Source organism: Streptomyces fractus (assembly GCF_049844455.1).
Classification (GTDB): Bacteria; Actinomycetota; Actinomycetes; order Streptomycetales; family Streptomycetaceae; genus Streptomyces; species Streptomyces fractus.
The window spans coordinates 2,599,227-2,624,657 of sequence record NZ_JBMYHI010000002.1 but is presented as its reverse complement, the minus strand read 5'-3'; the positions used below and the strand labels follow the sequence as shown (position 1 = coordinate 2,624,657).

Genomic DNA, 25,431 nt, shown 5'->3' with positions numbered 1-25,431 from the left:
ACCATGCAACACGGCAAGTACCGCTTCATCGTGGGGTTCTTGGTGGCCCCCTTGGCGTTGTACGCCGTCTTCGTCATCTGGCCGTTCATCCAGGCGATCTACTACTCGTTCACCGACTGGACCGGACTCAGCCCCGATTTCAAGATGGTGGGCTTCGCGAACTACGAGAAGATGTTCCAGGACGACGTCTTCTGGAAGGCGTTGCAACACAGCGCCATGTTCGTGGTGTTGCTGCCGCTGGTGACGCTCGGCCTCGCCCTGTTCTTCGCCTTCATGATCAATGTGGGCGGACGGCACCGTAAGGGCAACGCCGTCTCGGGCGTGCGGGGTTCGGGCTTCTACAAGATCGCGTACTTCTTCCCGCAGGTCCTGTCGATCGCGATCGTCGCGATCCTCTTCCGGTTCGCGTACAGCCCCAACGACGGTGCCATCAACGGGGCGTTGAACGCGGTCGGCCTGGACTCGCTCGCCCAGGACTGGCTGGGCGACCCGAACGTCGCCCTGTGGTCCATCATGGCCGTCCTGGTGTGGAGCACGGTCGGGTTCTTCGTGGTCCTCTTCTCGGCGGGCATGGCGTCCATCCCGAAGGACTTCTATGAGGCGGCGCTGCTCGACGGGGCCGGCCGGGCCACCACCTTCTTCAAGATCACCATGCCGCTGCTGTGGGACACCATCCAGTCCGGCTGGATCTACATGGGCATCCTCGCCCTCGGCGCAGAGGCCTTCGCCTCGGTCCAGATCATGTCGGTGGGGCCGGGCGGCCCCGACTACTCGACGACCGTCCTTCCCCTGTACGTCTGGCAATCGGCGTTCCGCGACGCGAACGCCGCCTACGCAACGACGATCGGTGTCGCCCTGCTCGTCCTCACGCTGCTGTTCGCGGCCGTCGTGATGCGCCTCGGTCGACGCGAGCGGCTGGAGTTCTGACCATGAAGACCACCGACACCCCGCCGTCCGAGGTCCCCGCCCAGCGCGGCAGCGGCGGCGACCCGGTCGCCAAGAGCAAGACCGCGCCGCAGGACAAGCAGAAGAGCAGCGGGGGCGGCGTCCTCAACGTCTTCTCGCACGGCATGCTCATCCTCTGGGCGATCATGGTCGTGATGCCGCTGCTCTGGGCGGTGATGACGTCCTTCAAGACGGACGGCGACATCTTCGGCTCGCCGTGGTCGCTGCCCGACAAACTGCACTTCGAGAACTGGTCGCGGGCGTGGTCCGACGCCCATATGAGCGACTATTTCCTCAACACCATTATCGTCGTGGGCTTTTCGCTGGTCGGCACGCTCGTGCTCGGCTCGATGGTCGCGTACGTGCTGGCCCGCTTCGAATTCCCGGGCCGCCAGTTCATCTACTTCCTGTTCGTCGGCGGCATGAGCTTTCCGATCATGCTGGCCCTTGTGCCGTTGTTCTACGTGGTGAAGAACCTGGCCCTGCTGGACACGCTGCCCGGACTGATCCTCGCGTACATCGCGTACTCACTGCCGTTCACGGTGTTCTTCCTGACCTCGTTCTTCCGAACGCTGCCGACCTCGATCGCGGAGGCGGCCTTCGTCGACGGGGCCTCGCACACGCGGACGTTCTTCCAGATCATGCTGCCGATGGCCAAGCCCGGCCTGATCAGCGTCGGCATCTTCAATTTCCTGGGGCAGTGGAACCAGTACATGCTGCCGACGGTCCTGAATCCGAGCCCGGACAACCGCGTCCTCGCCCAGGGCCTCGTGGAGCTCGCCACGAGCCAGGGCTACAAGGGCGACTGGTCGGGCCTCTTCGCGGGCCTGGTGATGGCGATGCTGCCGGTGCTCGCGGCATACATCATCTTCCAGCGTCAGGTCGTTCAGGGGTTGACCGCGGGGGCGCTGAAGTAGCCGTCTGGTTTCTGGTGCGACGAGGGGTCCGGCCCCGGGGCAAATCCCCCGTGGCCGGACTTCTGCGCGTTTCCGCGGGAACGTATTTATGTCAAGGGCTTGACGGCGGAGACACCTTCAGCGGAGCTTGGAGTTCATAACTTGTACAAGGTCTGGTCACGTACGGTGACGTGGGCCAAGGGACTAAGGGTGGGTCAATGGAGACTCCGGGGTCGCAGTCCTCGCTGCACCGGGCCAATCTCGAGCGGGTCGTACGTGCCGTACGTCTCGCCGGTTCGCTCACGCAGGCCGAGATCGCGAGGACGACGGGCCTGTCCGCCGCGACGGTCTCCAATATCGTCCGGGAGCTCAAGGACGGCGGAACGGTCGAGGTCACACCCACGTCGGCCGGTGGCCGCCGGGCCCGCAGCGTCTCGCTGAGCGGCGACGCCGGCATCGTGATCGGCGTCGACTTCGGCCACACCCACCTGCGCGTGGCGGTCGGCAACCTCGCCCACCAGGTGCTCGCCGAGGAGTCCGAGCCGCTCGACGTGGACGCCTCCGCGGCGCAGGGCTTCGACCGCGCCGAAGAGCTGGTCGAGCGCCTCATCGTGGCCACCGGCGTCGACCGGGCGAAGGTCGCGGGCATCGGGCTCGGCGTGCCGGGCCCCATCGACGTGGAGAGCGGCACGCTGGGCTCCACGTCGATCCTGCCGGGCTGGTCCGGCACCAAGCCCGCCGAGGAGCTCGCCAGGCGCCTCGGCGTCCCCGTGCACGTCGACAACGACGCCAACCTCGGCGCGCTCGGCGAGCTGGTGTGGGGCAGCGGCCGGGGCGTGAAGGACCTCGCGTACATCAAGGTGGCCAGCGGTGTCGGCGCGGGCCTCGTGATCAGCGGGAAGATCTACCGCGGGCCGGGCGGCACGGCGGGGGAGATCGGGCACATCACGCTCGACGAGTCGGGTCCCGTGTGCCGCTGCGGCAACCGCGGCTGCCTGGAGACCTTCACCGCGGCCCGCTACGTACTGCCCCTGCTCCAGTCCAGCCACGGCACCGACCTCACGATGGAGGGCGTCGTGCGGCTCGCGCGCGACGGGGACCCGGGCTGCCGCCGCGTCGTCGCGGACGTGGGCCGGCACATCGGCTCCGGCGTCGCGAACCTGTGCAATCTGCTGAACCCCAGCCGGGTCGTCCTCGGCGGCGATCTGGCGGAGGCCGGGGAGCTGGTCCTGGGGCCCATCAGGGAGTCCGTGGGGCGCTATGCGATCCCCAGCGCCGGACGCCAACTCTCGGTCCTCCCAGGGGCCTTGGGGGGCCGTGCGGAGGTGCTCGGCGCGCTGGCCCTGGCGCTGAGCGAGATGGGCGATTCGATGCTTTTGGACGGGTCCGGTGCAGGTGCTGTGCCCGCAGCTACACCTGCCTTCACTTAGAGAACGCATGACACCGTTGCCAACCCGTTAAGGATTTACTCCTTGACGCTGCGGTTGCGGCCGAGTTGACTTCCAGCCACCTCGGCCGCAACGTCGCGGCCTCGTCAGGGAGGTTTCTGAAGTGAACACGCGTATGCGTCGTGCCGCCGTTGCATTCTGTGCCACCGCCATGGCCGTGTCTCTCGCCGCCTGTGGCAGCGCCAAGGAGTCCAAGGACGAAGGCGCCAAGTCGAGCGCCAAGAAGGGTGACGCGCTGAAGATAGGTCTGCTCCTCCCGGAGAACCAGACCGCGCGTTACGAGAAGTTCGACAAGCCCATCATCGAGCAGCAGGTCAAGAAGCTGACCAACGGCAAGGGCAAGGTCCAGTACCTCAACGCCAAGCAGGACGCGAGCGTCCAGTCGCAGCAGATCGACACGATGATCACCAACAAGGTGGACGTGCTGATCCTCGACTCGGTCGACTCCAAGGCCGTCGCCGGCGGGGTCAAGAAGGCCAAGGACGCGGGCATCCCCGTCGTCGCCTACGACCGCCTGGCCGAGGGCCCGATCTCCGCCTACACCTCCTTCGACAACGAGGAGGTCGGCAAGGAGCAGGGCAAGGCGCTCCTGAAGGCCCTGGGCGACAAGGCCAAGCCGAGCAACGAGATCGTCATGATGAACGGGGCCGCCACGGACCCGAACGCCGGTGACTTCAAGAAGGGCGCCCACTCCGTCCTCGACGGCAAGGTGAAGGTCGCCAAGGAGTACGACACCAAGGAGTGGAAGCCGGAGAACGCCAACTCCAACATGGAGGCCGCGATCTCCGCCGTCGGCAAGGACAAGATCGTCGGCGTGTACTCCGCCAACGACGGCCTCGCGGGCGGCATCATCACCGCGCTCAAGGGCGCGGGCGTCTCGAAGCTTCCCCCGGTCACCGGCCAGGACGCCGAACTCGCGGGCGTGCAGCGGATCGTGACCGGCGACCAGTACATGTCGGTCTTCAAGTCGTACCCGCAGGAGGCCGAGACCGTCGCCAAGATGGCCGTCTCGATCGCCAAGACGGGCAAGCTCGACAGCTCCCTGCAGACCACCAAGGTCGACAGCGGCACCGAGAAGAGCATCCCCTCCGTGATCGTCCCGATCGTGTCGCTGACCAAGGACAACATCAAGGACACGGTCATCAAGGAGGGTTACTACACGGTCAACGACATCTGCACGGCCAAGTACAAGGCGGCCTGCGACAAGCTCGGCCTGAAGTAACCCGCGTACGGGCGCTCGACGCCCTCTGATGCACGTCCGGCGCCCCGCCGCCAACAGCCCCGCAGCTCAACGGCGGGGTGCCGGACGGAACACCCCCCTCGTTCTTCTGAGTTCAACCTCCCGCCGGGTCAGGCCTTGGCGGTGAAGGAGATGGTTCACGTGTCCGCTACGCCCGTGCTGGCGTTGCGCGGGGTCTCCAAGCGATTCGGTGCCGTGCAGGCGCTCACCGACGTAGAGCTTGAAGTCCACGCCGGTGAGGTGGTCGCCCTGGTCGGCGACAACGGTGCCGGAAAGTCCACCCTGGTCAAGACGATCGCAGGCGTGCACCCCATCGATGACGGTGTCATCGAGTGGGACGGCAAGCCCGTCGCGGTCAACCGGCCGCACGATGCCCAGGACCTGGGCATCGCCACCGTCTACCAGGACCTCTCGCTGTGCGACAACATCGATGTCGTCGGCAACCTCTTCCTGGGCCGCGAGATCAAGAAGCGCGGCATCCTCGACGAGATCGAAATGGAGCGCCGCTCCCGGGAGCTGCTGGAGACCCTGTCGATCCGGATCCCCAGCGTGCGGATCCCGATCGCCTCGCTCTCCGGCGGTCAGCGGCAGGTCGTGGCCATCGCCCGCTCCATGCTCGGCGAGCCCAAGCTGGTCATCCTCGACGAGCCGACCGCGGCCCTCGGTGTCGAGCAGACCGCGCAGGTCCTCGACCTCGTCGAGCGGCTGCGCGAGCGCGGCCACGCGGTCATCCTCATCAGCCACAACATGGCCGATGTGAAGGCCGTCGCCGACAAGGTCGCGGTCCTGCGGCTCGGCCGCAACAACGGCGTGTTCGAGGTCAAGAGCACGTCCCAGGAAGAGATCATCTCCGCCATCACCGGCGCCACGGACAACGCCGTGACCCGTCGTGCGGCTCGCGCGAATGGGGAGGCCCAGAAGTGAGCATCGACAAGACCAAGGCACCCTCGGACGAACCCGGAGTGGCCGCCGGCGCCGCCGTCACCGCCGTCGACCCCCGCCTCCTCGTGCGCGAGCAGGGCTTCGCGGGCTACGTCAGCGAGTTCAAGCGGAAGATCAAGGGCGGTGACCTGGGTGCCATCCCGGTCGTCATCGGCCTGATCGTCATCTGCGCGATATTCCAGAGCCTGAACTCGGCGTTCCTCGGCGCGGAGAACATCAACAACATCCTCGTCGCGATGGTCGCCACCGGCATGATGTCGGTCGGCATCATCTTCGTGCTGATGCTCGGCGAGATCGACCTGTCGGTCGGCTCCGTCTCCGGTGTCTCCTCGGCGATCACCGCGGTACTGAGCGTCACGCACGGCATGAACGAGTGGCTCGCCGTCCTGATCTCGCTCGCCGCGGGCGCGGTCATCGGCGCCCTGCACGGCTTCTTCTTCGCCCGGCTCGGCGCCCCCGCGTTCGCCGTCACGCTGGCGGGCCTGCTGTTCTGGAACGGCTTCATGCTCCAGATCCTGGGCTCCAACGGCACCATCAACATCGACGACGACGGCGTGGTCGGCAAGCTCACCACGTACTACTTCTCGGACGTCGCCGCCTCCTACGGCCTCGCCGTCATCGCGGTGCTGGCCTACTTCGTGCCGACCTTCCTCGGCAACAAGCGCCGCGAGGCCGCGGGCATCCCGTCCCGGCCGCTCAGCGACATCGTGCTGCGCACGGTGCTGCTCGCCATCGCCGTCTTCGGTGTGGCGGTCATCTTCAACCAGTACAAGGGCCTGCCGCTGGCGGTGCTGCTGTTCGGCATCGTCCTCGTCGGCAGCGACTTCGTGCTGCGCCGTACCTCGTACGGCCGCAAGGTCAACGCGCTCGGTGGCAGCGTCGAGGCCTCCCGGCGTGCCGGTATCAACGTCACGGCGATCCGGATCTCGGTCTTCTCCATCGCGGGCCTGTTCGCGGCGGTCGGCGGCCTCTTCTGGGCCTCCAAGATCGCGGCGGCCAACCAGAGCGCCGGCGCCGGTGACCTCCTGATGAACGTCATCGCCGCGGCCGTCATCGGCGGCACCAGCCTCTTCGGCGGCCGGGGCCGCACCTGGAACGCGCTGCTCGGTGTGCTGGTGATCACCTCGATCCAGTACGGCCTCGCCCTCCAGGGCATCGCCACCCCGATCCAGTACATGATCACCGGCGGTGTGCTGCTCGCCACGGTCGTCATCGACTCGATCACCCGTAAGACCCAGAAGACGGCCGGCCGCGCCTAGGACCTTTCCGGCGGGTCGGGCTGGACTCGGTGGGCCAGATCATTCGGCTCCCCGAGCGGGGTAATGGGGTCTCCCCTGCTCGAGCGAAGCCGAGAGCTTGGGGAAGTGTGCAGCTGCAAGGCGGAGGAGGGCGTCGACGCGGAGCGTCGGCAACCGACGACAACGCCGCAGATGGGCGTGCCAGACCCCGCGACTCCAGCAAGAGCCGCCGGACAGGTCCTGACGGCTGCCGAGCCTCTTCTGGCCTCGACTGACTGTGCCCGGTGTCAATGGTGACGCCGGGCACAGTCACGTACGGACGCGGCTGCGCTGGTGCCATTTCGTGACGAGGGCGTGACGAGGAACGCACGGCCCGCACGCCGTCGCGACAGGCGGAACATTAGAATCGACAGGCCCGGCAAGCTCGACAGCTCAACCAGCTACTCACAGCTCTATCGCAAGGAGGCACGGGTGCCGCTGCTGACCCGCATCACGGGACCGCGCGATCTGGACCGGCTCAGCCTGGAGCAGCTGGACCAGCTGGCAGACGAGATCCGGACCTTCCTCGTCGACGCGGTCTCCAAGACCGGCGGCCACCTCGGCCCGAACCTGGGCGTCGTCGAGCTGACGATCGCCCTGCACCGCGTCTTCGAGTCCCCCCAGGACAAGGTCCTGTGGGACACCGGCCACCAGTCCTACGTGCACAAGATGCTGACCGGCCGCAAGGACTTCTCCAAGCTGAAGATGAAGGGCGGCCTCTCCGGCTACCCCTCGCAGGCCGAGTCCGAGCACGACGTGATCGAGAACAGCCACGCCTCCACCGTCCTCGGCTGGGCCGACGGCCTGGCGAAGGCGAACGAGATCCAGGAGCGCGACGACCACGTCGTCGCGGTCATCGGCGACGGCGCCCTCACCGGCGGCATGGCCTGGGAGGCGCTGAACAACATCGCCGCCGCCAAGGACCGCCCCTTGGTCATCGTCGTGAACGACAACGAGCGCTCCTACGCACCCACCATCGGCGGCCTCGCGAACCACCTCGCGACCCTGCGCACCACGGACGGCTACGAGCGCTTCCTGGCCCGCGGCAAGGACCTCCTGGAGCGCACCCCGGTCGTCGGCAAGCCGCTGTACGAGACGCTGCACGGCGCCAAGAAGGGCCTCAAGGACTTCATCGCCCCGCAGGGCATGTTCGAGGACCTGGGCCTCAAGTACGTCGGCCCCATCGACGGCCACGACATCGAGGCCCTGGAGTCCGCGCTCACCCGCGCGAAGCGCTTCGGCGGCCCCGTCATCGTCCACTGCCTCACCGAGAAGGGCCGCGGCTACAAGCCCGCCCTCCAGGACGAGGCCGACCGCTTCCACGGCATCGGCCCCATCCACCCCGACACCGGCCTCCCGATCAAGGCCTCCGGCGCCGACTGGACCTCCGTCTTCGGCGACGAGATGGTCAAGCTCGGCCGGGAGCGCGAGGACATCGTCGCGATCACGGCGGCCATGCTCCAGCCGGTCGGCCTGAAGAAGTTCCAGGACGAGTTCCCCGACCGGGTCTACGACGTCGGCATCGCCGAGCAGCACGCGGCCGTCTCGGCGGCGGGTCTGGCGACCGGCGGCCTGCACCCCGTCTTCGCGGTGTACGCGACGTTCCTCAACCGCGCCTTCGACCAGGTCCTCATGGACGTCGCCCTGCACAAGTGCGGGGTCACCTTCGTCCTCGACCGGGCCGGCATCACCGGCACCGACGGCGCCTCGCACAACGGCATGTGGGACATGTCCCTCCTCCAGGTCGTCCCCGGCGTCCGCATCGCCGCGCCGCGCGACGCCGACCAGGTCCGCGCGCAGCTCCGCGAGGCGGTGCAGGTGTCGGACGCCCCCACCGTCGTCCGCTACTCCAAGGGCGCGGTCGGCCCGGCCGTCGAGGCGGTCGGCAAGATCGGCGGCATGGACGTGCTGCGCGAGGCCTCCTCGGACCGCCCGGACGTCCTCCTGGTCTCGGTCGGCGCCCTCGCCCCGATGTGCCTGGAGATCGCCGACCTCCTCGACAAGCAGGGCATCACGACGACCGTCGTCGACCCCCGCTGGGTCAAGCCGGTCGACGAGGCGATGGCCCCGCTGGCCGAGCGCCACCGGGTCGTCGTCACGGTCGAGGACAACTCCCGCGTGGGCGGCGTCGGTTCGTCGATCGCCCAGGCCCTGCGCGACGCGGGCGTCGACGTGCCGCTGCGCGACTTCGGCATCCCGCCGCGCTTCCTCGACCACGCCTCCCGCAAGGAGATCATGGCCGAGATCGGCCTCACGGCCCCGGACATCGCCCGCCAGGTCACGGGCTTGGTGTCGAAGCTGGACGGCCGGTACGAGGAGTCGCCGACCCCCACAGCAGAACCGGCCCGCGACTGACACCTTTCGCCCATTTCAAGCCCCTGCGGCGATTGAGCAGCGGGGTCCGGGGCGGAGCCCCGCGAGCGCAACACCCTCCGGGGCCGAGGTCTCGGGGCTCCGCCCCGGACCCCGCGCCTCAATCGCCGGCGGGGCTTGATCGGGCCCGACCATCCCCCATAAGGGGGCCCGGTCGGGCCCATTCGTATGAATGCGCAGGACTCACCCGCGCGCCGAAGGCTACTCGTCTCGATCATGTCGGGGACGACGACGCCCACGGAGGTAGCCGGTGAGCCACCAGCCAGACACAGGTACGGCACGGAGCCGCGACGGCCTGTTCCGGACCAAGTCCATCGAGCAGTCCATCCAGGACACCGAGGAGCCCGAGCACCAGCTCAAGAAGACCCTCTCCGCCCTCGACCTCACCGTCTTCGGCGTCGGCGTCGTCATCGGCTCGGGCATCTTCGTCATCACCGGCACCGCCGCCACCGACTACGCGGGCCCGGCCGTCACCATCGCCTTCGTCGTCGCCGCCGTGGTCTGCGCCCTCGCGGCGCTCTGCTACGCCGAGTTCGCCTCTACGGTCCCGGTCGCCGGATCCGCGTACACCTTCGCCTTCGCCTCGCTCGGCGAGTTCCCCGCGTGGATCATCGGCTGGGACCTGATCCTCGAACTCGCCCTGGGCTGCGCGACGGTCGCGGTCGGTTGGTCCGGCTACGTCCAGTCGCTCCTCGACAGCTGGGGCATCCCACTCCCGGAGGTCCTCCAGGGCCCGGGCTCGGGCAACGGCTTCAGCTTCAACATCGCCGCGTTCCTGCTGGTCGTCGCCGTGATGACGGTCGTCGTCATCGGCATGAAGCTGTCCGCGTGGGTGACGTCCGTGGTGGTCGCCATCAAGGTGACGGTCGTCCTGATCGTGATCGCGGTGGGCGCCTTCTTCATCAACTCAGACAACTACAGCCCGTACATCCCGCCCGCCCAGGACAACAAGGGCGGCTCGGGGCTGAGCGCCACACTTCTCGAAGGGATCGCCGGTTTCACGCCGTCCAGCTTCGGCGTGATGGGCATCTTCACCGCCGCGGCCGTCGTCTTCTTCGCGTTCATCGGCTTCGACGTCGTCGCGACCGCCGCCGAGGAGACCCGCAACCCGCAGAAGGACGTCCCGCGCGGCATCCTCGGCTCCCTCGCCATCTGCACGGTCCTGTACGTGGCCGTGTCCGCGGTCGTCACCGGCATGCAGAACTACAAGGACCTCGACCCGGGCGCACCGCTCGCGGAGGCGTTCAAGTCGGTCGGCCACCCGTTCTGGGCGGGCCTGATCTCCTTCGGCGCGGTCATCGGCCTGACGACCGTCTGCATGATCCTTCTCCTCGGCCAGAGCCGCGTCTTCTTCGCGATGAGCCGCGACGGACTGCTGCCCCCGGTCTTCAGCGCCGTCCACCCCAAGTTCCGCACGCCGTACCGCTCGACGATCATCCTGGGCCTCCTGACGGCCCTGGTGGCAGGCTTCATCTCCCTCGAAGAACTCTCCAAACTGGTCAACATCGGCACGCTGTTCGCCTTCGTCGTGGTCGCCCTCGGCGTCCTCATCCTGCGCCGCACCCGCCCCGACCTCCCGCGCGCCTTCAAGGCCCCCTGGGTGCCGTTCCTGCCCATCGTCTCCGTGGCGTGCTCGGTGTGGCTGATGCTCAACCTGTCCGTGGAGACGTGGCTGCGGTTCGCGGTGTGGATGGTCGTCGGCGTGGTGATCTACTTCGTGTACGGCAGGAGCCACAGCCGCGCGGCGCAGAACGCCCGCTGATTTCCTCCGCCCCCGTATGTCCTCCTTAGTCATGGTGTGCGGGGGCGGATAGCTTGACGCACATGCTCACCGAGGCGCCCCCGTCCCTCCCGTACGTGTCCGAAGTCCGCGGCGGCCCCTCCCGTACGAGTCGCACCCGCCGCTATTGGATCCGCCTCGTCCCCGCCCTCGCGGTGCTCGCCTGCGTCACCCGCATCCCGTCCTTCACGCGCCCGCTCTGGAACCCGGACGAGGGCTATCTCGCCGTCCAGGCAAGGATGTTGGCGCACGGCGGCACGCTCTACGAAACCGTTGTCGACCGCAAACCGCCGCTGGTTCCCTGGCTCTACGAGGCGGTGTTCGCGCTCTTCGGCTCGGGCTCGCTCACGCCGGTGCGGATCTGCGCGGTGGCGGCGCACGTGGTGACGGCGGTGTTCCTGGCGGCACTGGCCCGCCGCCGCTGGGGCGACACGGCCGGCCGCACGGCGGGGGTCCTGTACCTCCTCCTCTCCATCGGCCTCAATCCGGAGGACACGCAGGCCGCGACCTTCGAGGTGTTCATGCTGCCGTGGACAGCGGCGGCGCTGTGGTGCGCGGACCGCCGCCGATGGGGCTGGTGCGGGATCGCGATCGCGGGGGCGTTCCTGGCGAAGCAGACCGGGGGAGCGGTGCTGCTGCCGGTGGCGTGGATGCTGTGGCGTGCGGGTTGTCCCCGAAGTGGTGTGCTGCGGTGCGGAGTTGGCGTACTCGCGTCGATCTCCGCCGCCGCACTGGCCACGAACCCCGCGGGCTTCGTCTTCTGGACGGTGACGGGGTCGGGCGCGTACGCCTCGATCACCGGCTCCGAACTCCACGTCCTGCTACGGGGATTGGCGAACGCGGCGATCCTGTCGGCGGCCTGTGCGGGCGTGCTGCCGCCGATCGTCCGAGTGCTGCGCCTCGCGCGGACGGGCTGCGGCGAGTTGTGGCTCTGGCTGGCGTCCTCGGCCGGCGCCGTCGTCATCGGCTTCCACTTCTTCGGCCACTACTACCTCCAACTGGTCCCGTCCCTGGCCCTGTTGGCGACGCTGGCGCTGCACATTCTCCCTCGCGAACACCTGAGGCGTTCCCTGCTCGTCTCGGCGTGCTGCGCCACCCTGTTCCTGTCCTGGGGCCTGCTCGCCCCTCGCCCCGAACTCACCCACGCGGAACGGGTGGCCGCGACCCTGCGCGAGCGCACCGCGCCGGACGACCGGATCCTGATCTGGGGCATGCACCCGGAAACGTACTGGCTCTCGAACCGCCCCCCGGCCAGCCGCTTCCTGACGGCGGGCCTGCTCACGAACTTCAGCGGGGGCCGGGACGGGGGACGCGTGGGGGAACGCTTCGCGGTGCCGGGGAGCTGGTCCACGTTCCGCGCGGAGATCCGGGGACGGCCGCCGACGGTGATCGTCGACGATTCGCGGGGCGGGCCCTACGGGCCGGAGAGGGTGGGTTCGCTGCGGCGCATCCTCGGCGCGTATCGCGAAGTGGCCCGGGTGGACGGTTCCGTGGTGTACGAACGCGTCCGCCCGGGCCGGAGTACGGCCTGACCGTCGACCGACGGCCGCCGGTCAGCCGCCCTTCGCGGGGGACTTCTTGGCCGACTCGGGGATCTCGCGGTCGCTGCGGAGCGCCTTCCACAGGGTGTCGGCCTGCGGCTGCGCGGCCACGACCCGGTTGGGGTCCACCTTGTCGTACGCGACCGGAAGCATGATCGTCTCCATGGTCGACGGGTCGACCCCCTGCATGCTCCGCCCGAACGTGGCGAGCTTGGTGAGCGAGGCGAGCCCGTCGTCGGTCGTGAGCGACGCGGTGAGACTGTCCGCGATCTTGTACGTCTTGGTGGGGCTGCCCAACAGGTCCTGCTGCTTGATCTCGCTCAACAGGGCGAGCATGAACTGCTGTTGCAGCCCGATGCGCCCGAGGTCGGACCCGTCACCGATGCCGTGCCGGGTCCGCACGAAGGCCAACGACTCGGTGCCGTTCAGCTTGTGGGTACCGGCTTCGAGGTCGAGCCCGCTGGACTTGTCGTGGATGGCCTTGTCGACGGTGACGCTGACCCCGCCGATGGCGTCGACGAGGCCCTTGAACCCGGCGAAGTCGATCTCGACGAAGTGGTCCATGCGCACCCCCGACATCGCCTCGACTGTCTTCACGACACAGGCCGGACCGGCCAGCGAGTACACGGAGTTGAACATCACGCGCTCCGCCGACGGCGTCTTCGTGCCGTCCGCCTTGGTGCACCCGGGCCGGGTCACGAGCGTGTCGCGCGGAATGCTCACCGCGGTCGCACGGGTCCGCCCCTCGGGAATGTGCAGCACCATCGCGGTGTCGGACCGCGCCCCGGCGACCTTGCCGGTCCCGAGCGAGGCGTTGGCGCCGGCTCGCGAGTCGGACCCGAGCACCAGGATGTTCTGCCCGGACGTCGGCAGCTTCTCGGGCCGATTGCTCCCGAGCGCCTTGTCGAGGTCGACGCCGTCGATGTTGCTGTTGAGGTCGCTGTAGAGCCAGTAGCCGGCGCCGCCTGCGGCCAGTACGAGTACCAGCAGACCCAACAGGATCCACCGGAGTGTGCGCCGTGGGCGACGCGTCCGTGGCTTGCGCCGGCCCCCGGTGCGATGGGACGGGGGTGCTTCGGTGTCGGAGGTCATCTCGCTCAATCCTCTGTGCCCGGCGGCCGGTTGGGGCCGCCTCACGATGCCAAGGGTCCTGACGGCCCGGCGCGCGCGAAGGCGTGCCGCATGGGGGGACCGGCGAGGGAGCCACCGCCGGGGCGATGGCCGGAGTCCGCAGGAATCGGACTGACGCCCGAACTATAGACGGCTTGTCAATGGCCGGAGGGAGCGGTTCATGGCCCGAAGGCGGATGTGGAGGCGAAGGTGCCGTTTCCTTCACAACTTGTCGCGACCAGGCCGTTTCTGATCACGGATAGTGCTGATGTGCCATAAAAAGTCGGCGGAAATGGGGCGTGAGGGGCCATACGAGTTGGGGGACTCTGGACAAAGAGATGAGCAAAGTGTGAATATCCCGTGCAGCAGTTCTACGTGCAACTGTTGCGCTGAAGACGCCTGGGGGGGCGGTGGGGTCCAACAAGGACAGTGTTGTCATGTACGGCTTCGCTGCTCACGTTGCACATCTGCCGTCCGGAGGCGATCCGGTCGGCCCTGAGACACCGGATTCGAGGCACAGCAGATGAAGCTTTCCGTCATCGTGCCCATGTACAACGTGCGGGACTACTGCGTGACCGCCCTCAAGTCCCTTGCCTTCAACGCTCGTCAGGACTTCGAGTTCATCGTCGTCGACGACTGCTCGACCGACGGCACGTTCGAGCTGTTGCAGCGGGAGATCCGCAAGGTTCCCGGTGGTGTGCTCTACCAGAACCCGCGGAACTCCGGTATCTCCGCCACCCGCAACACCGGCCTGCGCCTGGCCAGGGGCCAGTACGTGGCGTTCCTCGACGGTGACGACTGGTTCGCACCCGGCTATCTCGCCCGGCTGGTCGCCGCCATCGACCACTTCGGATGCCACTTCGTGCGTACCGACCACATCCGTGTGGTGGGCAAGAAGCGTGAGGTCGTCCGCTCGCCCCAAGCCGTGCGCAACACCCTGCTGTCGCCGATCGACTCGATCATGCCCGTGGACGCGTCCACGATGGTCGACTACCCGCTGGTGTGGGCCGGGATCTTCAATCGAGAAGTGCTCGCGAGCCGCAATCTGCTGTTCTTCGACGAGACGCTGCGCACGGCCGAGGACCGCATGTGGACCTGGCGGCTGCACCTCTACGCCGACACGTATGCCGCCGTCGACCTGGCGGGCATCTTCTACCGTCGCGATGTCACCACGTCGCTCACCCGCATCCCTGACGAGCGCCAACTCGACTTCATCCCCTGCTTCGACCGGGTCACCCAGGAGGTGGCCGCCCATCAGTGGGGGCGGCACATCATGCCCAAGGTGATCCGGACCTACTGCGCGATGATGGCGATCCACCTGGAACGGGCCGACACCTACGAGGACGACGTCCGGGCCCTGCTCAAGGGGCGATCGGCCCGCGCGCTCGAGCAACTGCCGCAGGCGCTGCTCGAGAAGACCCTGGAGGAAATGGGGGAGCGGCGGGCCAAGTTGATCAACGCGGTGCGTGACATGCCCTACGAGGCCGAGCACGCCGTGCACATCGACTCCGCGGCCAAGCGTGGCGGACGGCGCCTGTCCCGCCGCGAGCGTCGTGCCGCGCCGGAGGCGCCGAACGACCGCCGAGCCTTCGAGGCGACGGCATGATGGGCAGTCAGATATTCGTCGCCTCCACGCTGTACGGCGCCCTGACGCTGTCGGCCGCCATCGACGCCGGCCAGTTCGGCCCCGCGCACAGCGTGCGCCGCATCCTCGTCGTGTGCACCAATACGGACATCCCCGAGGTCACCACTCCGCTGCACGCCATGCGTGGTTTCGAGGCGCTGCGCCCCCGGTTCGACATGGTGGTCTCGTGGAACGACGTGATCTTCCCGTACCACCCGAGCCAGTGGGACCCGCGCGTCGAGGACGCCCCCATGTGGCGGGAACTCCTCGGCGTGCGCTGGCAGTTGCCGAATCTGCCCATGGACCTGATCGTCGAGTCGATCCAGGTGAAGCCCGCCCTCACCTTCTGCAAGATCTTCCGCAACGCCCGGATCACGGTGTACGCCGACGGGCTCATGACGTACGGGCCCACCCGTAACGCGCTCCCGCGCGATGTGTACACGCGCATCCGGCGCACCCTCTACCTGGATCTGATCCCCGGCCTGCGCCCGCTGCTCCTGAGTGAGTACGGCGTGCAGGGGGAACCGGTCGACCCCGGAGCGGTGCAGCGCGTCTTCGGCGAGTTCGGGCAGTCCTGCGGGCAGGCCCTCGCCGGCCTGATTCCGGCGGGGTTCCCGGCAGGAAGGTCCGGCGCGGCCATGCTGCTCGGTCAGTACCTGTCGAGCATCGGGCTGTTGACCGAGGAGGAGGAAGAGCGGCTCCACCTGCGGATGTTCGAGGCCGCGGTGAACCTGGGCTTCACCTCCGTGGTCTTCAAGCCGCACCCGAGCGCGCCGCAGAGCTTCAGCGACTCCCTCGTACTGCGGGCCCGTGAACTCGACGTTCAGATCGTGGTGCTGGAGACCCCCTTGCTCGCCGAGGCCGTCTTCGGGTATCTGCGGCCCCGGGTGGTGATCGGCTGCTTCTCCACGGCGCTGTTCACGGCCCGTGCGGTCTACGGGATCCCGGCCGCCGCGGTGGGCGCCCGCGAGGTCCTGCGCAAGATGCGGCCGTACCCGAACAGCAACCGGATCCCGGTGACCATCTGCGAGGTCGCACTGCCCGACCTGGAGGGCAGCGGCTTCGCGGCCACCGACCTGCTGAGCGATCCCCGGTGGATCCAGCAGGAGTTGGCCGAGTACATCGCCACCGTCGGGTACTGCATGCAGCCGGAACGGAACCCGCAGCTGCGGGAGCGTGCCGTGGCCTACGTGGCGCGTGTCCTGCCGCACATGGAGGTCCGGCCGGTCCTGCGCATGCATTTCAAGCCCGACCTGCTGTACAAGCTGTCCCTGCCGGGGGCGCCCACGGATGTCGAATGGCAGGCGCTGGAGGCGGAGAAGGCCCGCAGGGGAAAGCGGTCCCTGGGCGGACCGAAGGCGAAGCCGTCCCAGGAATCGCTCACGGTCGACTCCTTCAACGAGCACCTGGAAGCCGGCGAGACCGACACCGCGCGGCGCATCGGCGAGGCGGTCCTCAAGGACCGCAAGCCCATGGACGTCCTCATCGGGATGGCGCGCATCCACGTCATGGAAGAGGACTTCGAGCAGGCCAAGCGGATGCTCTCGCTCGCCGCGATGTCGGGCGACGAGCGGGCGATGACCTGGATCAAGATCGCGGAAGTCGCCTCCCTGCTGGGCCGTGAGGGCAAGTCCCTGCGCGTCTTCGCGGCGCAGGAGGCACTGCGGATCAACCCCGAGTCCAGCGCCGCGGCCCGGCTCGTCACGGCACGGGGAGCGCGCAAGGCGGCCAGGTCGATGGCCCCGGGGTGACTGGACGCCGTGCCGCGCCCGGCACGGCCGCCGCAGGAAGTAGCTGACCGAGTATCCGTCCGCGTATCCGTCCGCGCAGACGGAACGCCGTCGAGACCCGAAGGAACGACACAGGCGATGCGTATCCACGTACTCGCCGACTCCGACACCCGATGGAAGTGGGGTGGCGAGTTGGCGCGACGGCTCCACCCCCACCCCTGGGTGCACGCCCACATGCTCAACGGCCGGGCCACGCCCACCGCGCGGCAGATGGCGGAGGTGGGCATCGAACCCGCCGCGGTGACCCAGTCGTCGGTGGCGGAGTTCGTCACCAGCGACGAGCTCCACCGGGCCGACGTGCTCATCGTGGGCTCCGTCGGCGGCACCACCCAGGCGGTCCTGCACGGGCTCACCCGCGCCTTCGAGGGCCGCGAACGCCGCCCCGTCCTGGTCACCGGCTACGTAGGCGTCGTCTACGAGAACCTGACGGACGGGCTGCTGCTGCGGGCGGGCGCCGATGTCGTGCTGGCCAACAGCCCCTTCGACGCCCGCCGCTTCCGGGAGATCTACCGGGGCCTCGGCATCGACGACCGCTGCGTGGTGCAGACGGCGCTGCCCTTCTTCGCCGACCAGCAGTACGACCCGCTGCGCACCGGCGCCACCCATCCGTTCACGGTCACGTTCGCCGTGCAGCCCTCCGTGCCGGAGGACCGCGACGGACGTGTCTACATCCTGCGGCGCGCCATCCAGCACGCCCGGCTGCGCCCCGGCCGCGAGGTGCTGATCAAGCTGCGTTCCAGGCCGGGCGAGCAGACCACGCACATCGAGCCCTACCACTACGAGTCGCTCGCCGAGCAGCTCGGCGAACCGCTGCCGCCCAACCTGCGGTTCGTGTACGGCAACATGGCCGAGGTCCTCGACCGCACCGACCTGATGGTCACGGTCAGCTCCACGGCCGCTCTTGAATCGATGCACCGCGGCATCCCCACGGTGATCCTCAGCGACCTGGGCGTGCGCGAACCGCACGGCAACCACTACTTCACCGGCTCCGGCTGTGTCGCCTCCTGGAACGAGATAGACGAGGGCGCCCAGCCATACGCGGAGACCGGCTGGCTGGAGGAACAGGGCATCCTCGCCCATGACCCCTACGCCCAACTGCGCGACCGAATCCACCAGTTGAGCCGGTATCCGCAGTCGGAGATCCGGCCGTACTACACGATGGAGAACGCCGCGGGCTATCTGCCCCGGCTCCTGGCCAGGCGCGGCCTGGCACCCGACGGAACGCCGCTGCCCCACTCAGCCGGTTCCGCCGGGCGACGCCCCGGTCTGATGGCCCGAACATCGCGGAAGGCGCTGCGCCGCGCCTACCGGTTCGGGGTCCAGAACGTGGCACCGAAGATCCAGCGCTGGGGCGGTCTCTAGGGACCCCGGCCACGCGCCACCCCGTCTTCCCCCCTCAAGCACCTCCCCCCCACCTCGCCCCCCACGCGTGCAGCCCCACCCTGCGCGTGCCCCGTTCGGTTACCCGTAACTCCACGAGGTATGACATGTCACCATCTGAAGGTCCTGTCGTCGTCGCCGTGATACCGGCGCGCGGTGGCTCCAAGGGCATCCCTGGCAAGAATCTCGCCCCGGTGGCGGGGGTGTCTCTGGTCGGCCGCGCCGTGCGGGTCTGCCGCGACGCCCGCGGGGTGACACGAGTCGTGGTGAGCACGGACTGCGCGGACATCGCGGCCGAGGCCCGCAGGTACGGCGCCGAGGTCGTGACGCGCCCCGAGGAACTGGCCACCGACACCGCGACGAGCGAGTCGGCGCTGCTGCACGCCCTGGACACCATCGAGGAACGCCACGGCGAAGCCACCGACGTCCTCCTGTTCGTGCAGGCCACCAGCCCGTTCCTGGCGAGACAGGACGTCGAGGGCGTCGTCTCGGCCGTCCTGGAGGGCGGCGCCGACAGCGCGCTCACCGCCTCCCCCTTCCACGGGTTCGTCTGGCGGGGCGTACGTGAGGAGGGCAGGCGCGCGCTCCAGGTGGCCGAGGGGGTCAACCACGACAGCGTCGAGCGACTGCGCCGCCAGGACCGGCCCGAGGAACTCCTGGAGACGGGCGCCGCCTACGCGATGCGTGCCCAGGGTTTCCGGGACAAGACCCACCGGTTCTTCGGCAACATCGCCCTGGTGCCCGTCGACGCGGCCCGCACCCTGGAGATCGACGAGCCCGCGGACCTGGAACGGGCCCACGCGCTCGCGCAGTTCGCGGACGAGGCGCCGTTGCCGACCCGCGCCGACATCGACGCCGTCGTGCTCGACTTCGACGGAACCCAGACCGACGACCGCGTCCGGGTCGACGAACACGGCCGCGAGAGCGTGGTCGTCCACCGCGGCGACGGCATGGGCATCGCGCGCCTGCGCAAGGCCGGCGTGCCCGTCCTCATCCTTTCCAGCGAGACCAACCCCGTGGTCTCCGCCCGGGCGGCCAAGCTCGGTGTCCCCGTCATCCAGGGCGTCGAGAGCAAGGACGTCGAACTGCGCAAGTGGTACCAGGCCGAGGGCATCGACCCCGGCCGGATCCTCTACGCGGGCAACGACGTCAACGACCTGCCCTGCTTCGAACTCGTCGGCTGGCCCGTGGCCGTGGCCGACGCCCACGACATCGTCCGTGAACGAGCACGCGCCGTGACCACGTCACGCGGGGGCCACGGCGTTGTCCGCGAAATAGCGACACACCTTCTCGGAAAGGCACTTTGAGCCATGCAGCACCGCCCTGCCCGCAAGATCGGTTCCCGTCTGGTCGGCCCTGGGTCGCCCGTCTACGTGATCGCCGAGATCGGCATCAACCACAACGGTGACCTGGAGAACGCCCTCGCCCTCATCGACTCGGCCGTCGAGGCCGGCTGCGACGCCGTCAAGTTCCAGAAGCGCACCCCGGAGATCTGCACGCCGCGCGACCAGTGGGACATCGAGCGCGACACGCCCTGGGGCCGGATGACGTACATCGACTACCGGCACCGCGTCGAGTTCGGCGAGGACGAGTACCGGGCCATCGACGAGTACTGCAAGAAGAAGGGCATCGACTGGTTCGCGTCGCCCTGGGACACCGAGGCCGTCGCCTTCCTGGAGACGTTCGACGTCCCCGCCCACAAGGTGGCCTCCGCGTCCCTCACCGACGACGAACTGCTCCGTGCCCTGCGGGCCACCGGCAAGACGATCATCCTGTCCACCGGCATGTCGACGCCGGCGCAGATCCGGCACGCCGTCGAGGTGCTGGGCAGCGCGAACATCGTCCTGCTGCACGCCACGTCGACGTACCCGGCCAAGGCGGAGGAGCTCAACCTCAGCGTGATCAACACGCTGCGGACCGAGTTCCCGAACGTCCCGATCGGCTACTCAGGACACGAGATCGGCCTGCAGACCACGCTGGCCGCCGTCGCGCTCGGCGCCTGCGCGGTCGAGCGCCACATCACCCTCGACCGCGCCATGTGGGGCTCCGACCAGGCCGCCTCCGTCGAGCCGCAGGGCCTCACCCGGCTGATGCGCGACATCCGCACCATCGAGCAGTCCCTCGGTGACGGCGTCAAGAAGGTCTACGAGTCCGAGCTCGGCCCGATGAAGAAGCTGCGCCGCGTCTCCGGCGTGGTGACCGGATCGGTGGCCCCGGTCGCATGACGAGCACCCTCGCCCTGGTGGAGAGCCCCGCCCAACTGCTGAACGTGGCGGAATGGGCACACGTGGGCGACCAGGGCGGGGGAGCTTCCCTTCGGGTGGCCGTACTGCTGCCGTTGGACCCCTGGTCGCGGGTCCAGCTCGCCGGGGTCACCGAACTGGCGGTGGCGTCCGGGCTCTCGGTCACCTCGTTCGAGGTGCGCTCCGGAACGGTAAGCCGCATGCGGCAGTTCGCCGCGGTGCGCAGGCTCGTGGCGGGGGCCGGGCGTCTCGTGGTGGGCGACCTGTTCTCCGGCATGGTGCAGACGCTGGTGCCGTCGGCCACGGCGCGCGAACTCGTGATCGTGGACGACGGCACGGCGACGACGGAGTTCGTCCGCGTCGTCACGGAGGGCCGCCGGCTCACCCGCTGGCATCAACAGGCCCAGGGCGCCGGTCGCGGCGGCCGGGCCCTCGACTGGCTGTCCGAACCCTCCCTGAGCCGTACGTTGTTCACCTGCATGGACGTCGACGCCCCCACCGGGATCCACGTCGCGGCCAACGCGTACAGCTGGACCCGTACCCGCTTCCCGAGCCCCACCACCCGGGGCGGGGCCGACCTCCTCGGCACCTCGCTGGTGGAGACCGGCATCGTCGGCGATGACCACTATCTGCGGGCGGTGGAGGACATCGTGCGCAGGCGCGGGGTCGATCGGTATCTGGCCCATCGCCGGGAGAGCCGGGAGAAGCTGCGCCGGATCGCCGAGGCCACCGGTGTGCGGGTGCTCAGGCCCGACCTGCCGCTCGAACTGCTGGCGGCCCAGGGGCCCGTGGGGCACACGGTGCTGACGTTTCCCTCCACGGTGGCCCACACGCTGCCCATCGTGCTGCGTGGCCTGGGGGTCAGGATCGAGCTGTGCGAGATCGGCGAGGAGTGGTTCACGCCGGGCACCAGCGAGCACGCCGTGGGATTCCTGCGAGCCATGGCGGAGTCGGCCCGGCGCAGGCACGGGTTGCCCAGCATGCGGGCCCTGGCCCGGAGTTGACGGGCCGGTCCGCGCTCAGACGCGCCGCCACTGACCCAGCTGGAGCCCGGTCGGTGAGGTCTGCCGGGTGGCCTGCGGCACTCCGTCGGTGTCGATGATGGCCAGCACGATCCGGCCGTACGCGTCCAGGGCCACGGCGGGATCGCCGAGGCAGGGGCGGCCGACCTCGGCCCACTGCACGCCCCACTCCTCGGCGTTGGTGACGAACGCGCCGAAGATCGGGCTGTCGTTCATGCCGCGGTGCACGAGGACGGTGCAGTCCTGTCCGTCGATCAGGGTGCGCAGGGCGCAGACGGCGCCGCCGCCCGGGGCGCCCCCGATCGGCACGATCGTCCCGTCGGGGCGGATGGCCAGCAGGCCGTGCGAGTAGGCGTCCGCGATGTAGAACGTCAGTTGGTCCTCGGAGGTCTCCAGGGCCGTGCCCGTGCCGGGCACCATCGTCACGTGGACGTCGCTGCGGCGCTCGAACTGGCCGCCGGGCGAGGGTTGTTGCCAGTGGTGCACCGGCTTGTCCGAGGGCGCGAGCACGCCGACGCGTCCCCTCGCGGTGACGCCGACGGTCACCCCGTCGTGGAGGGCGCTGCCCCGCAGGTCCTGCCACGCCTTCCAGTCGCCCCCGGTGTCCTCGTGCCGCAGATGGAGGCCGCGGCCCGCGTTGCGGGCGAAGACGTACAGGGTGCCGGTCGTGTCGACCGCGCCGACGGGGCGGCCGAGGCGCGGGTGGCGCTGGTCGGTCTCCTTGTACGGGTTGGACAGCGCGCGCCAGTCGTTGAGCGGCCGCCCCGACTGGTACTGCATGGAGTACATGAGGTCGGTCGTGGCCTTCCCGGCGCCGCGCTCACGCACTCGGTGGCCCAGGAAGTGCAGATAGCCGTTGGCCCCCTGGGCGATCGATATGCCGCTCAGGCCGGGAGGGACGGGAAACACCTGCGGCCCTTCCCAGTCGGGCCCGCCGGGCCGGGTCTCCGTCCAGCGCAACAGGCCGTCGGGGGAGAGTGCGAACAGGGTGAGACGGCCGTCCGTCCCCCGGGTCAGCCACTTGCCTCCGACGGTGCGATCGGCTCGATGCGTGCCGAGAGTCGTATCGCCGGAACCGAGGTCGGGTGCGCTCGGCGCATCCTTCGTCCGTCGCCGCATCGGGCGCCCCCTTTTGCACTCCCAGAACGGCCTCCCCCCACGGTGGCCAGAACCTCCACATTATATTGCGGATCCTCGACACTTTCTTCACTTAGCCGCTCAACTCCGGTCGTGCTGCCGTCGCGCCGCGTCGTGCCGCCCGGGCATCAGGGATATACCGTCCGCGGCCCCACGCACCGTGCTCCCGACTCCGCCACCCGTTCCCGCAGTTCACGATCCGCCGTCACCACCACGCACGGCCCCGCGGCCCCCGCCGCCACCGTGACGATGTGGTCGTCCCCCTCGCCGGGCGCCTCCTCGATCCGCACGCCGGGCACCGCCTCGACGCCGCGGGCCCGGCCCTCCAGGACCAGGACCACCTCCTCGTCCGGGTGCTCCCGCGCGTACTCGGCCAACCGGTCCCGCAACCGCTCCGCCGCCCCCCGCCGGTCCCGCCACCACCCGTCAGGCACGGAACCGACCACGTTCGCGCCGTCCACCACCAGGAGCGTCGTCATGGTCGCTCGCCCTTCTGCCACACGGCCGTGACGCGGCCGACCGCCTGGACGGCACGTGCCGTGCGCTGCTCGTTCGTACGGATCCGATTGCCGAACTCGATGTGCAGGAACGGTACGTGTTCCTCCGCCGCCTTGCGGCCCTGCACATTCGTGCGGCCCTCCAGGGGGCAGGTGGCGGACCAGGCGCGGCACACGGTGAAGCCCTTCTCGTGCAGGGCGCCGGCGAGGAGGCGGCCCTCCGGGCGGGCCAGGGTGCCGCGGCTCGTGGAGGCGACGACATCGCGACCCGGAGCGGAGGCGTCGGCGAAACCGTGCACCTGCACGGCGGGCAGTCCGCGCTCGGCCAGCGCCGCGCAGACGGCGTCGAAAACGGTGTCCCTGCGGTGCGCGACATCCGCCGCGTTCCCGTCGCCGGCCTTGCGATGTGCACCCGCAATCACCATGACCCCGCCGCGTGCACCCCGCAGGATGCCGACGCCGAGGCGTTCCGTGTTCCGGTCCGCGACCGGGTGCGGCACCTGAACCGTCCAGCGGCGGCTCGTGGGAGTCGCGTCCCGTGCGAGGTAGACGCGGCCCCAGCCGCGGGGTGACGGGCTCTCGTCACTGCGGTCGGCGACCTCCGTGTAGCGCCGCCCCGTCGCGCTGTCCGTCAGCGTACGGACGGTGAAGTCGATGCCGTCCAGGGTGCGTTGGCCCCCGGCATCATCCCCTTCGAGGAGGAGGCGCACGCCCCGCGCCACCGTCTCCCGGTCGCGGCGGGACGGCTCCCGATAGCCGGAGCCGGGCCGGAAGCGGGCCGTGTAGTCCTCGACGCGGGCCATGAGATCGACGCCGGAGCGGCTTCCGGGGCGGGCGTCGGTGTCCGTCTCCTGGCCGCCGGTACAGGCCGTCAGGAGGCCGACCGAGGAGGCGGCAAAGGCGAGACTTATTGCAACTGTGACCATCTTCATCCGGTTAACCGTCATAGTCGTATAAAAATAGCCCGGTGATCAGACGCCCCTCCCGCGCCTCGCGGCGCGCCCGCCGCCGGATGTCCGGCATCGTCCTGACCGTCCTGCTCGTGGGCGCCACCGCCTGTGGTCCGTTCGGCCCGGATGACGACAAGGCCGCCGCCGACGGTCCCTCGTTCACCGTCGCCGCGGCCGGCGACATCCTCATCCACCCGGAACTCACCGACCAGGCCCGCAAGGACGCGAAGGCGACGGGCAAGGGCGAGAAGGGGATCGACTTCGGGCCGATGCTGGCCGGGGTCGAACCCGTCATCAGCAGGGCCGACCTGGCCATCTGCCACTTCGAGCCGGTCGCGGGCAAGCCCGGCGGCCCCTTCGAGGGGTTCCCGGCCTTCCGGGTGCCGCCGCAGATCGCCACGACGATCAAGGACGTCGGCTACGACACCTGCTCCACCGCCTCCAATCACACCCTCGACCACGGCGCCTCCGGTGTCACCGACACGCTGAACGTCCTCGACAAGGCAGGTCTGAAGCACACCGGTTCGGCCCGCAGCGCCGCCGAGGCCGCCGAACCGCTCGTCATGAACGTCAAGGGCGTCAAGGTCGCCCAGCTCTCCTACGCCTTCGGCTTCAACGGCAACGAACTGCCGAGGGACAAGCCCTGGCTGGCCAACGAGACCGACTTCGACCGGATCTCCGCCGCGGAGAAGCGGGCCCGCAAGGCCGGCGCGGACGTCGTGATCCTCTCCATCCACTGGGGCCGCGAATACCACTCGGACCCGAGCCGCTCGCAGCTCGCGCTGGGACGCAAGATCGCCGAGAAGACCGGCATCAACCTGGTGATTGGCCATCACGCCCACGTCGTGCAGCCGATGGAGAAGGTCGACGGCACTTGGATCGCGTACGGGCTCGGCAACGAGATCGCGCGCCACGAGGTGCCCACGGGACTGACCGAGGAAGGCGTCATCGGCTGGTTCGAGTTCAGCAAGCGGGGCGGCGACTGGGACGTGCGCGCGAAGTACGTGCCGACGCTCACCGAGATCCCGCCGGACGCCGACGAGTCGGGGGCGGTCCCGGACGGCGCGGTCGAGGACCACAGGCTCGTCGACGTGGCGACCGCGCTCCGTGGCGACGACCTGACGTCGCAGCAGCGCGCCCGCTACCGGCTCGCGTTCCAGCGCACGGAGGGCACGCTGCTCAACCGCGGCGCCGCCCAGGACGGCATCGAGCCGTTGAGGGCACTGCCGAACTGAT

Annotated in this window: 20 protein-coding genes; 16 read left to right on the top strand and 4 right to left on the bottom strand. The window is 69.2% G+C overall.

Annotated features, from left to right (window positions below; genetic code table 11):
* The first annotated feature begins 3 nt into the window (after nt 1–3).
* From ACP4E5_RS13705 to ACP4E5_RS13665, 9 genes are all read left to right on the top strand, one after another.
* Nucleotides 4–927 carry a carbohydrate ABC transporter permease gene (locus ACP4E5_RS13705; RefSeq protein WP_425828425.1) on the top strand — a complete coding sequence of 308 codons (924 nt, stop codon included), beginning with the start codon at nt 4–6 and terminating at the stop codon, nt 925–927.
* Between the two features lie 2 nt (nt 928–929).
* Complete coding sequence (locus ACP4E5_RS13700; RefSeq protein WP_425828423.1) at nt 930–1,862, top strand: carbohydrate ABC transporter permease; 933 nt, start codon at nt 930–932, stop codon at nt 1,860–1,862.
* 197 nt (nt 1,863–2,059) lie between these two features.
* Nucleotides 2,060–3,271 (top strand): ROK family transcriptional regulator, encoded by a 1,212-nt coding sequence (locus ACP4E5_RS13695; protein WP_425828421.1) that lies wholly within the window; start codon nt 2,060–2,062, stop codon nt 3,269–3,271.
* Nucleotides 3,272–3,404: 133 nt separating this feature from the next.
* A complete protein-coding gene (locus tag ACP4E5_RS13690; RefSeq protein ID WP_425841305.1) occupies nt 3,405–4,511 on the top strand; it encodes an ABC transporter substrate-binding protein in 1,107 nt (368 codons plus the stop codon).
* Nucleotides 4,512–4,661: 150 nt separating this feature from the next.
* Nucleotides 4,662–5,453 (top strand): ATP-binding cassette domain-containing protein, encoded by a 792-nt coding sequence (locus tag ACP4E5_RS13685; protein ID WP_425828419.1) that lies wholly within the window; start codon nt 4,662–4,664, stop codon nt 5,451–5,453.
* A complete protein-coding gene (locus ACP4E5_RS13680) occupies nt 5,450–6,730 on the top strand; it encodes a sugar ABC transporter permease (RefSeq protein WP_425828417.1) in 1,281 nt (426 codons plus the stop codon). The genes ACP4E5_RS13685 and ACP4E5_RS13680 overlap by 4 nt, the downstream gene beginning before the upstream one ends.
* Before the next feature lie 450 nt (nt 6,731–7,180).
* On the top strand, nt 7,181–9,103 hold the full coding sequence (gene dxs / locus ACP4E5_RS13675; RefSeq protein WP_425828415.1) for a 1-deoxy-D-xylulose-5-phosphate synthase: 1,923 nt from the start codon (nt 7,181–7,183) through the stop codon (nt 9,101–9,103).
* 268 nt (nt 9,104–9,371) lie between these two features.
* Nucleotides 9,372–10,883, top strand: coding sequence for an amino acid permease (locus tag ACP4E5_RS13670; protein WP_425828413.1), 1,512 nt, complete (start codon nt 9,372–9,374; stop codon nt 10,881–10,883).
* A 62-nt stretch (nt 10,884–10,945) separates the two neighbouring features.
* Entirely contained in the window at nt 10,946–12,433 is a 1,488-nt protein-coding gene (locus tag ACP4E5_RS13665; protein ID WP_425828411.1) for an ArnT family glycosyltransferase, read from the top strand.
* Nucleotides 12,434–12,454: 21 nt separating this feature from the next.
* Here ACP4E5_RS13665 and ACP4E5_RS13660 read toward each other — a convergent pair whose 3' ends face one another.
* Nucleotides 12,455–13,534 (bottom strand): LCP family protein, encoded by a 1,080-nt coding sequence (locus ACP4E5_RS13660; RefSeq protein WP_425828409.1) that lies wholly within the window; start codon nt 13,532–13,534, stop codon nt 12,455–12,457.
* A 541-nt stretch (nt 13,535–14,075) separates the two neighbouring features.
* On the opposite strand from ACP4E5_RS13660, the gene ACP4E5_RS13655 reads away from it, so the two are divergent.
* From ACP4E5_RS13655 to ACP4E5_RS13630, 6 genes are all read left to right on the top strand, one after another.
* A complete protein-coding gene (locus ACP4E5_RS13655) occupies nt 14,076–15,158 on the top strand; it encodes a glycosyltransferase family 2 protein (RefSeq protein WP_425828407.1) in 1,083 nt (360 codons plus the stop codon).
* Complete coding sequence (locus ACP4E5_RS13650; protein WP_425828405.1) at nt 15,158–16,927, top strand: polysialyltransferase family glycosyltransferase; 1,770 nt, start codon at nt 15,158–15,160, stop codon at nt 16,925–16,927. The genes ACP4E5_RS13655 and ACP4E5_RS13650 overlap by 1 nt, the downstream gene beginning before the upstream one ends.
* Nucleotides 16,928–17,044: 117 nt before the next feature.
* Nucleotides 17,045–18,328: a DUF6716 putative glycosyltransferase gene (locus ACP4E5_RS13645; RefSeq protein WP_425828403.1), complete on the top strand. Its 1,284-nt coding sequence runs from the start codon at nt 17,045–17,047 to the stop codon at nt 18,326–18,328.
* Nucleotides 18,329–18,453: 125 nt separating this feature from the next.
* Complete coding sequence (locus ACP4E5_RS13640) at nt 18,454–19,653, top strand: cytidylyltransferase domain-containing protein (RefSeq protein ID WP_425828401.1); 1,200 nt, start codon at nt 18,454–18,456, stop codon at nt 19,651–19,653.
* A 3-nt stretch (nt 19,654–19,656) separates the two neighbouring features.
* The gene (locus ACP4E5_RS13635; protein ID WP_425828399.1) at nt 19,657–20,571 is read left to right on the top strand and encodes an N-acetylneuraminate synthase family protein; all 915 of its coding nucleotides are present in this window, start codon (nt 19,657–19,659) and stop codon (nt 20,569–20,571) included.
* Complete coding sequence (locus ACP4E5_RS13630; protein ID WP_425828397.1) at nt 20,568–21,593, top strand: hypothetical protein; 1,026 nt, start codon at nt 20,568–20,570, stop codon at nt 21,591–21,593. Before ACP4E5_RS13635 ends, ACP4E5_RS13630 begins: the two co-directional genes overlap by 4 nt.
* Before the next feature lie 15 nt (nt 21,594–21,608).
* Here ACP4E5_RS13630 and ACP4E5_RS13625 read toward each other — a convergent pair whose 3' ends face one another.
* The 3 genes from ACP4E5_RS13625 to ACP4E5_RS13615 all read right to left on the bottom strand — a co-directional run bounded on the left by ACP4E5_RS13625 (nt 21,609) and on the right by ACP4E5_RS13615 (nt 24,177).
* Entirely contained in the window at nt 21,609–22,730 is a 1,122-nt protein-coding gene (locus tag ACP4E5_RS13625) for a PLL family lectin (RefSeq protein ID WP_425828395.1), read from the bottom strand.
* Between the two features lie 146 nt (nt 22,731–22,876).
* On the bottom strand, nt 22,877–23,227 hold the full coding sequence (locus ACP4E5_RS13620) for a PIN domain-containing protein (protein ID WP_425828393.1): 351 nt from the start codon (nt 23,225–23,227) through the stop codon (nt 22,877–22,879).
* The gene (locus tag ACP4E5_RS13615; protein WP_425828391.1) at nt 23,224–24,177 is read right to left on the bottom strand and encodes a hypothetical protein; all 954 of its coding nucleotides are present in this window, start codon (nt 24,175–24,177) and stop codon (nt 23,224–23,226) included. The genes ACP4E5_RS13620 and ACP4E5_RS13615 overlap by 4 nt, the downstream gene beginning before the upstream one ends.
* Before the next feature lie 80 nt (nt 24,178–24,257).
* On the opposite strand from ACP4E5_RS13615, the gene ACP4E5_RS13610 reads away from it, so the two are divergent.
* A complete protein-coding gene (locus ACP4E5_RS13610; RefSeq protein WP_425841302.1) occupies nt 24,258–25,430 on the top strand; it encodes a CapA family protein in 1,173 nt (390 codons plus the stop codon).
* The last annotated feature ends 1 nt before the right edge of the window (nt 25,431 follow it).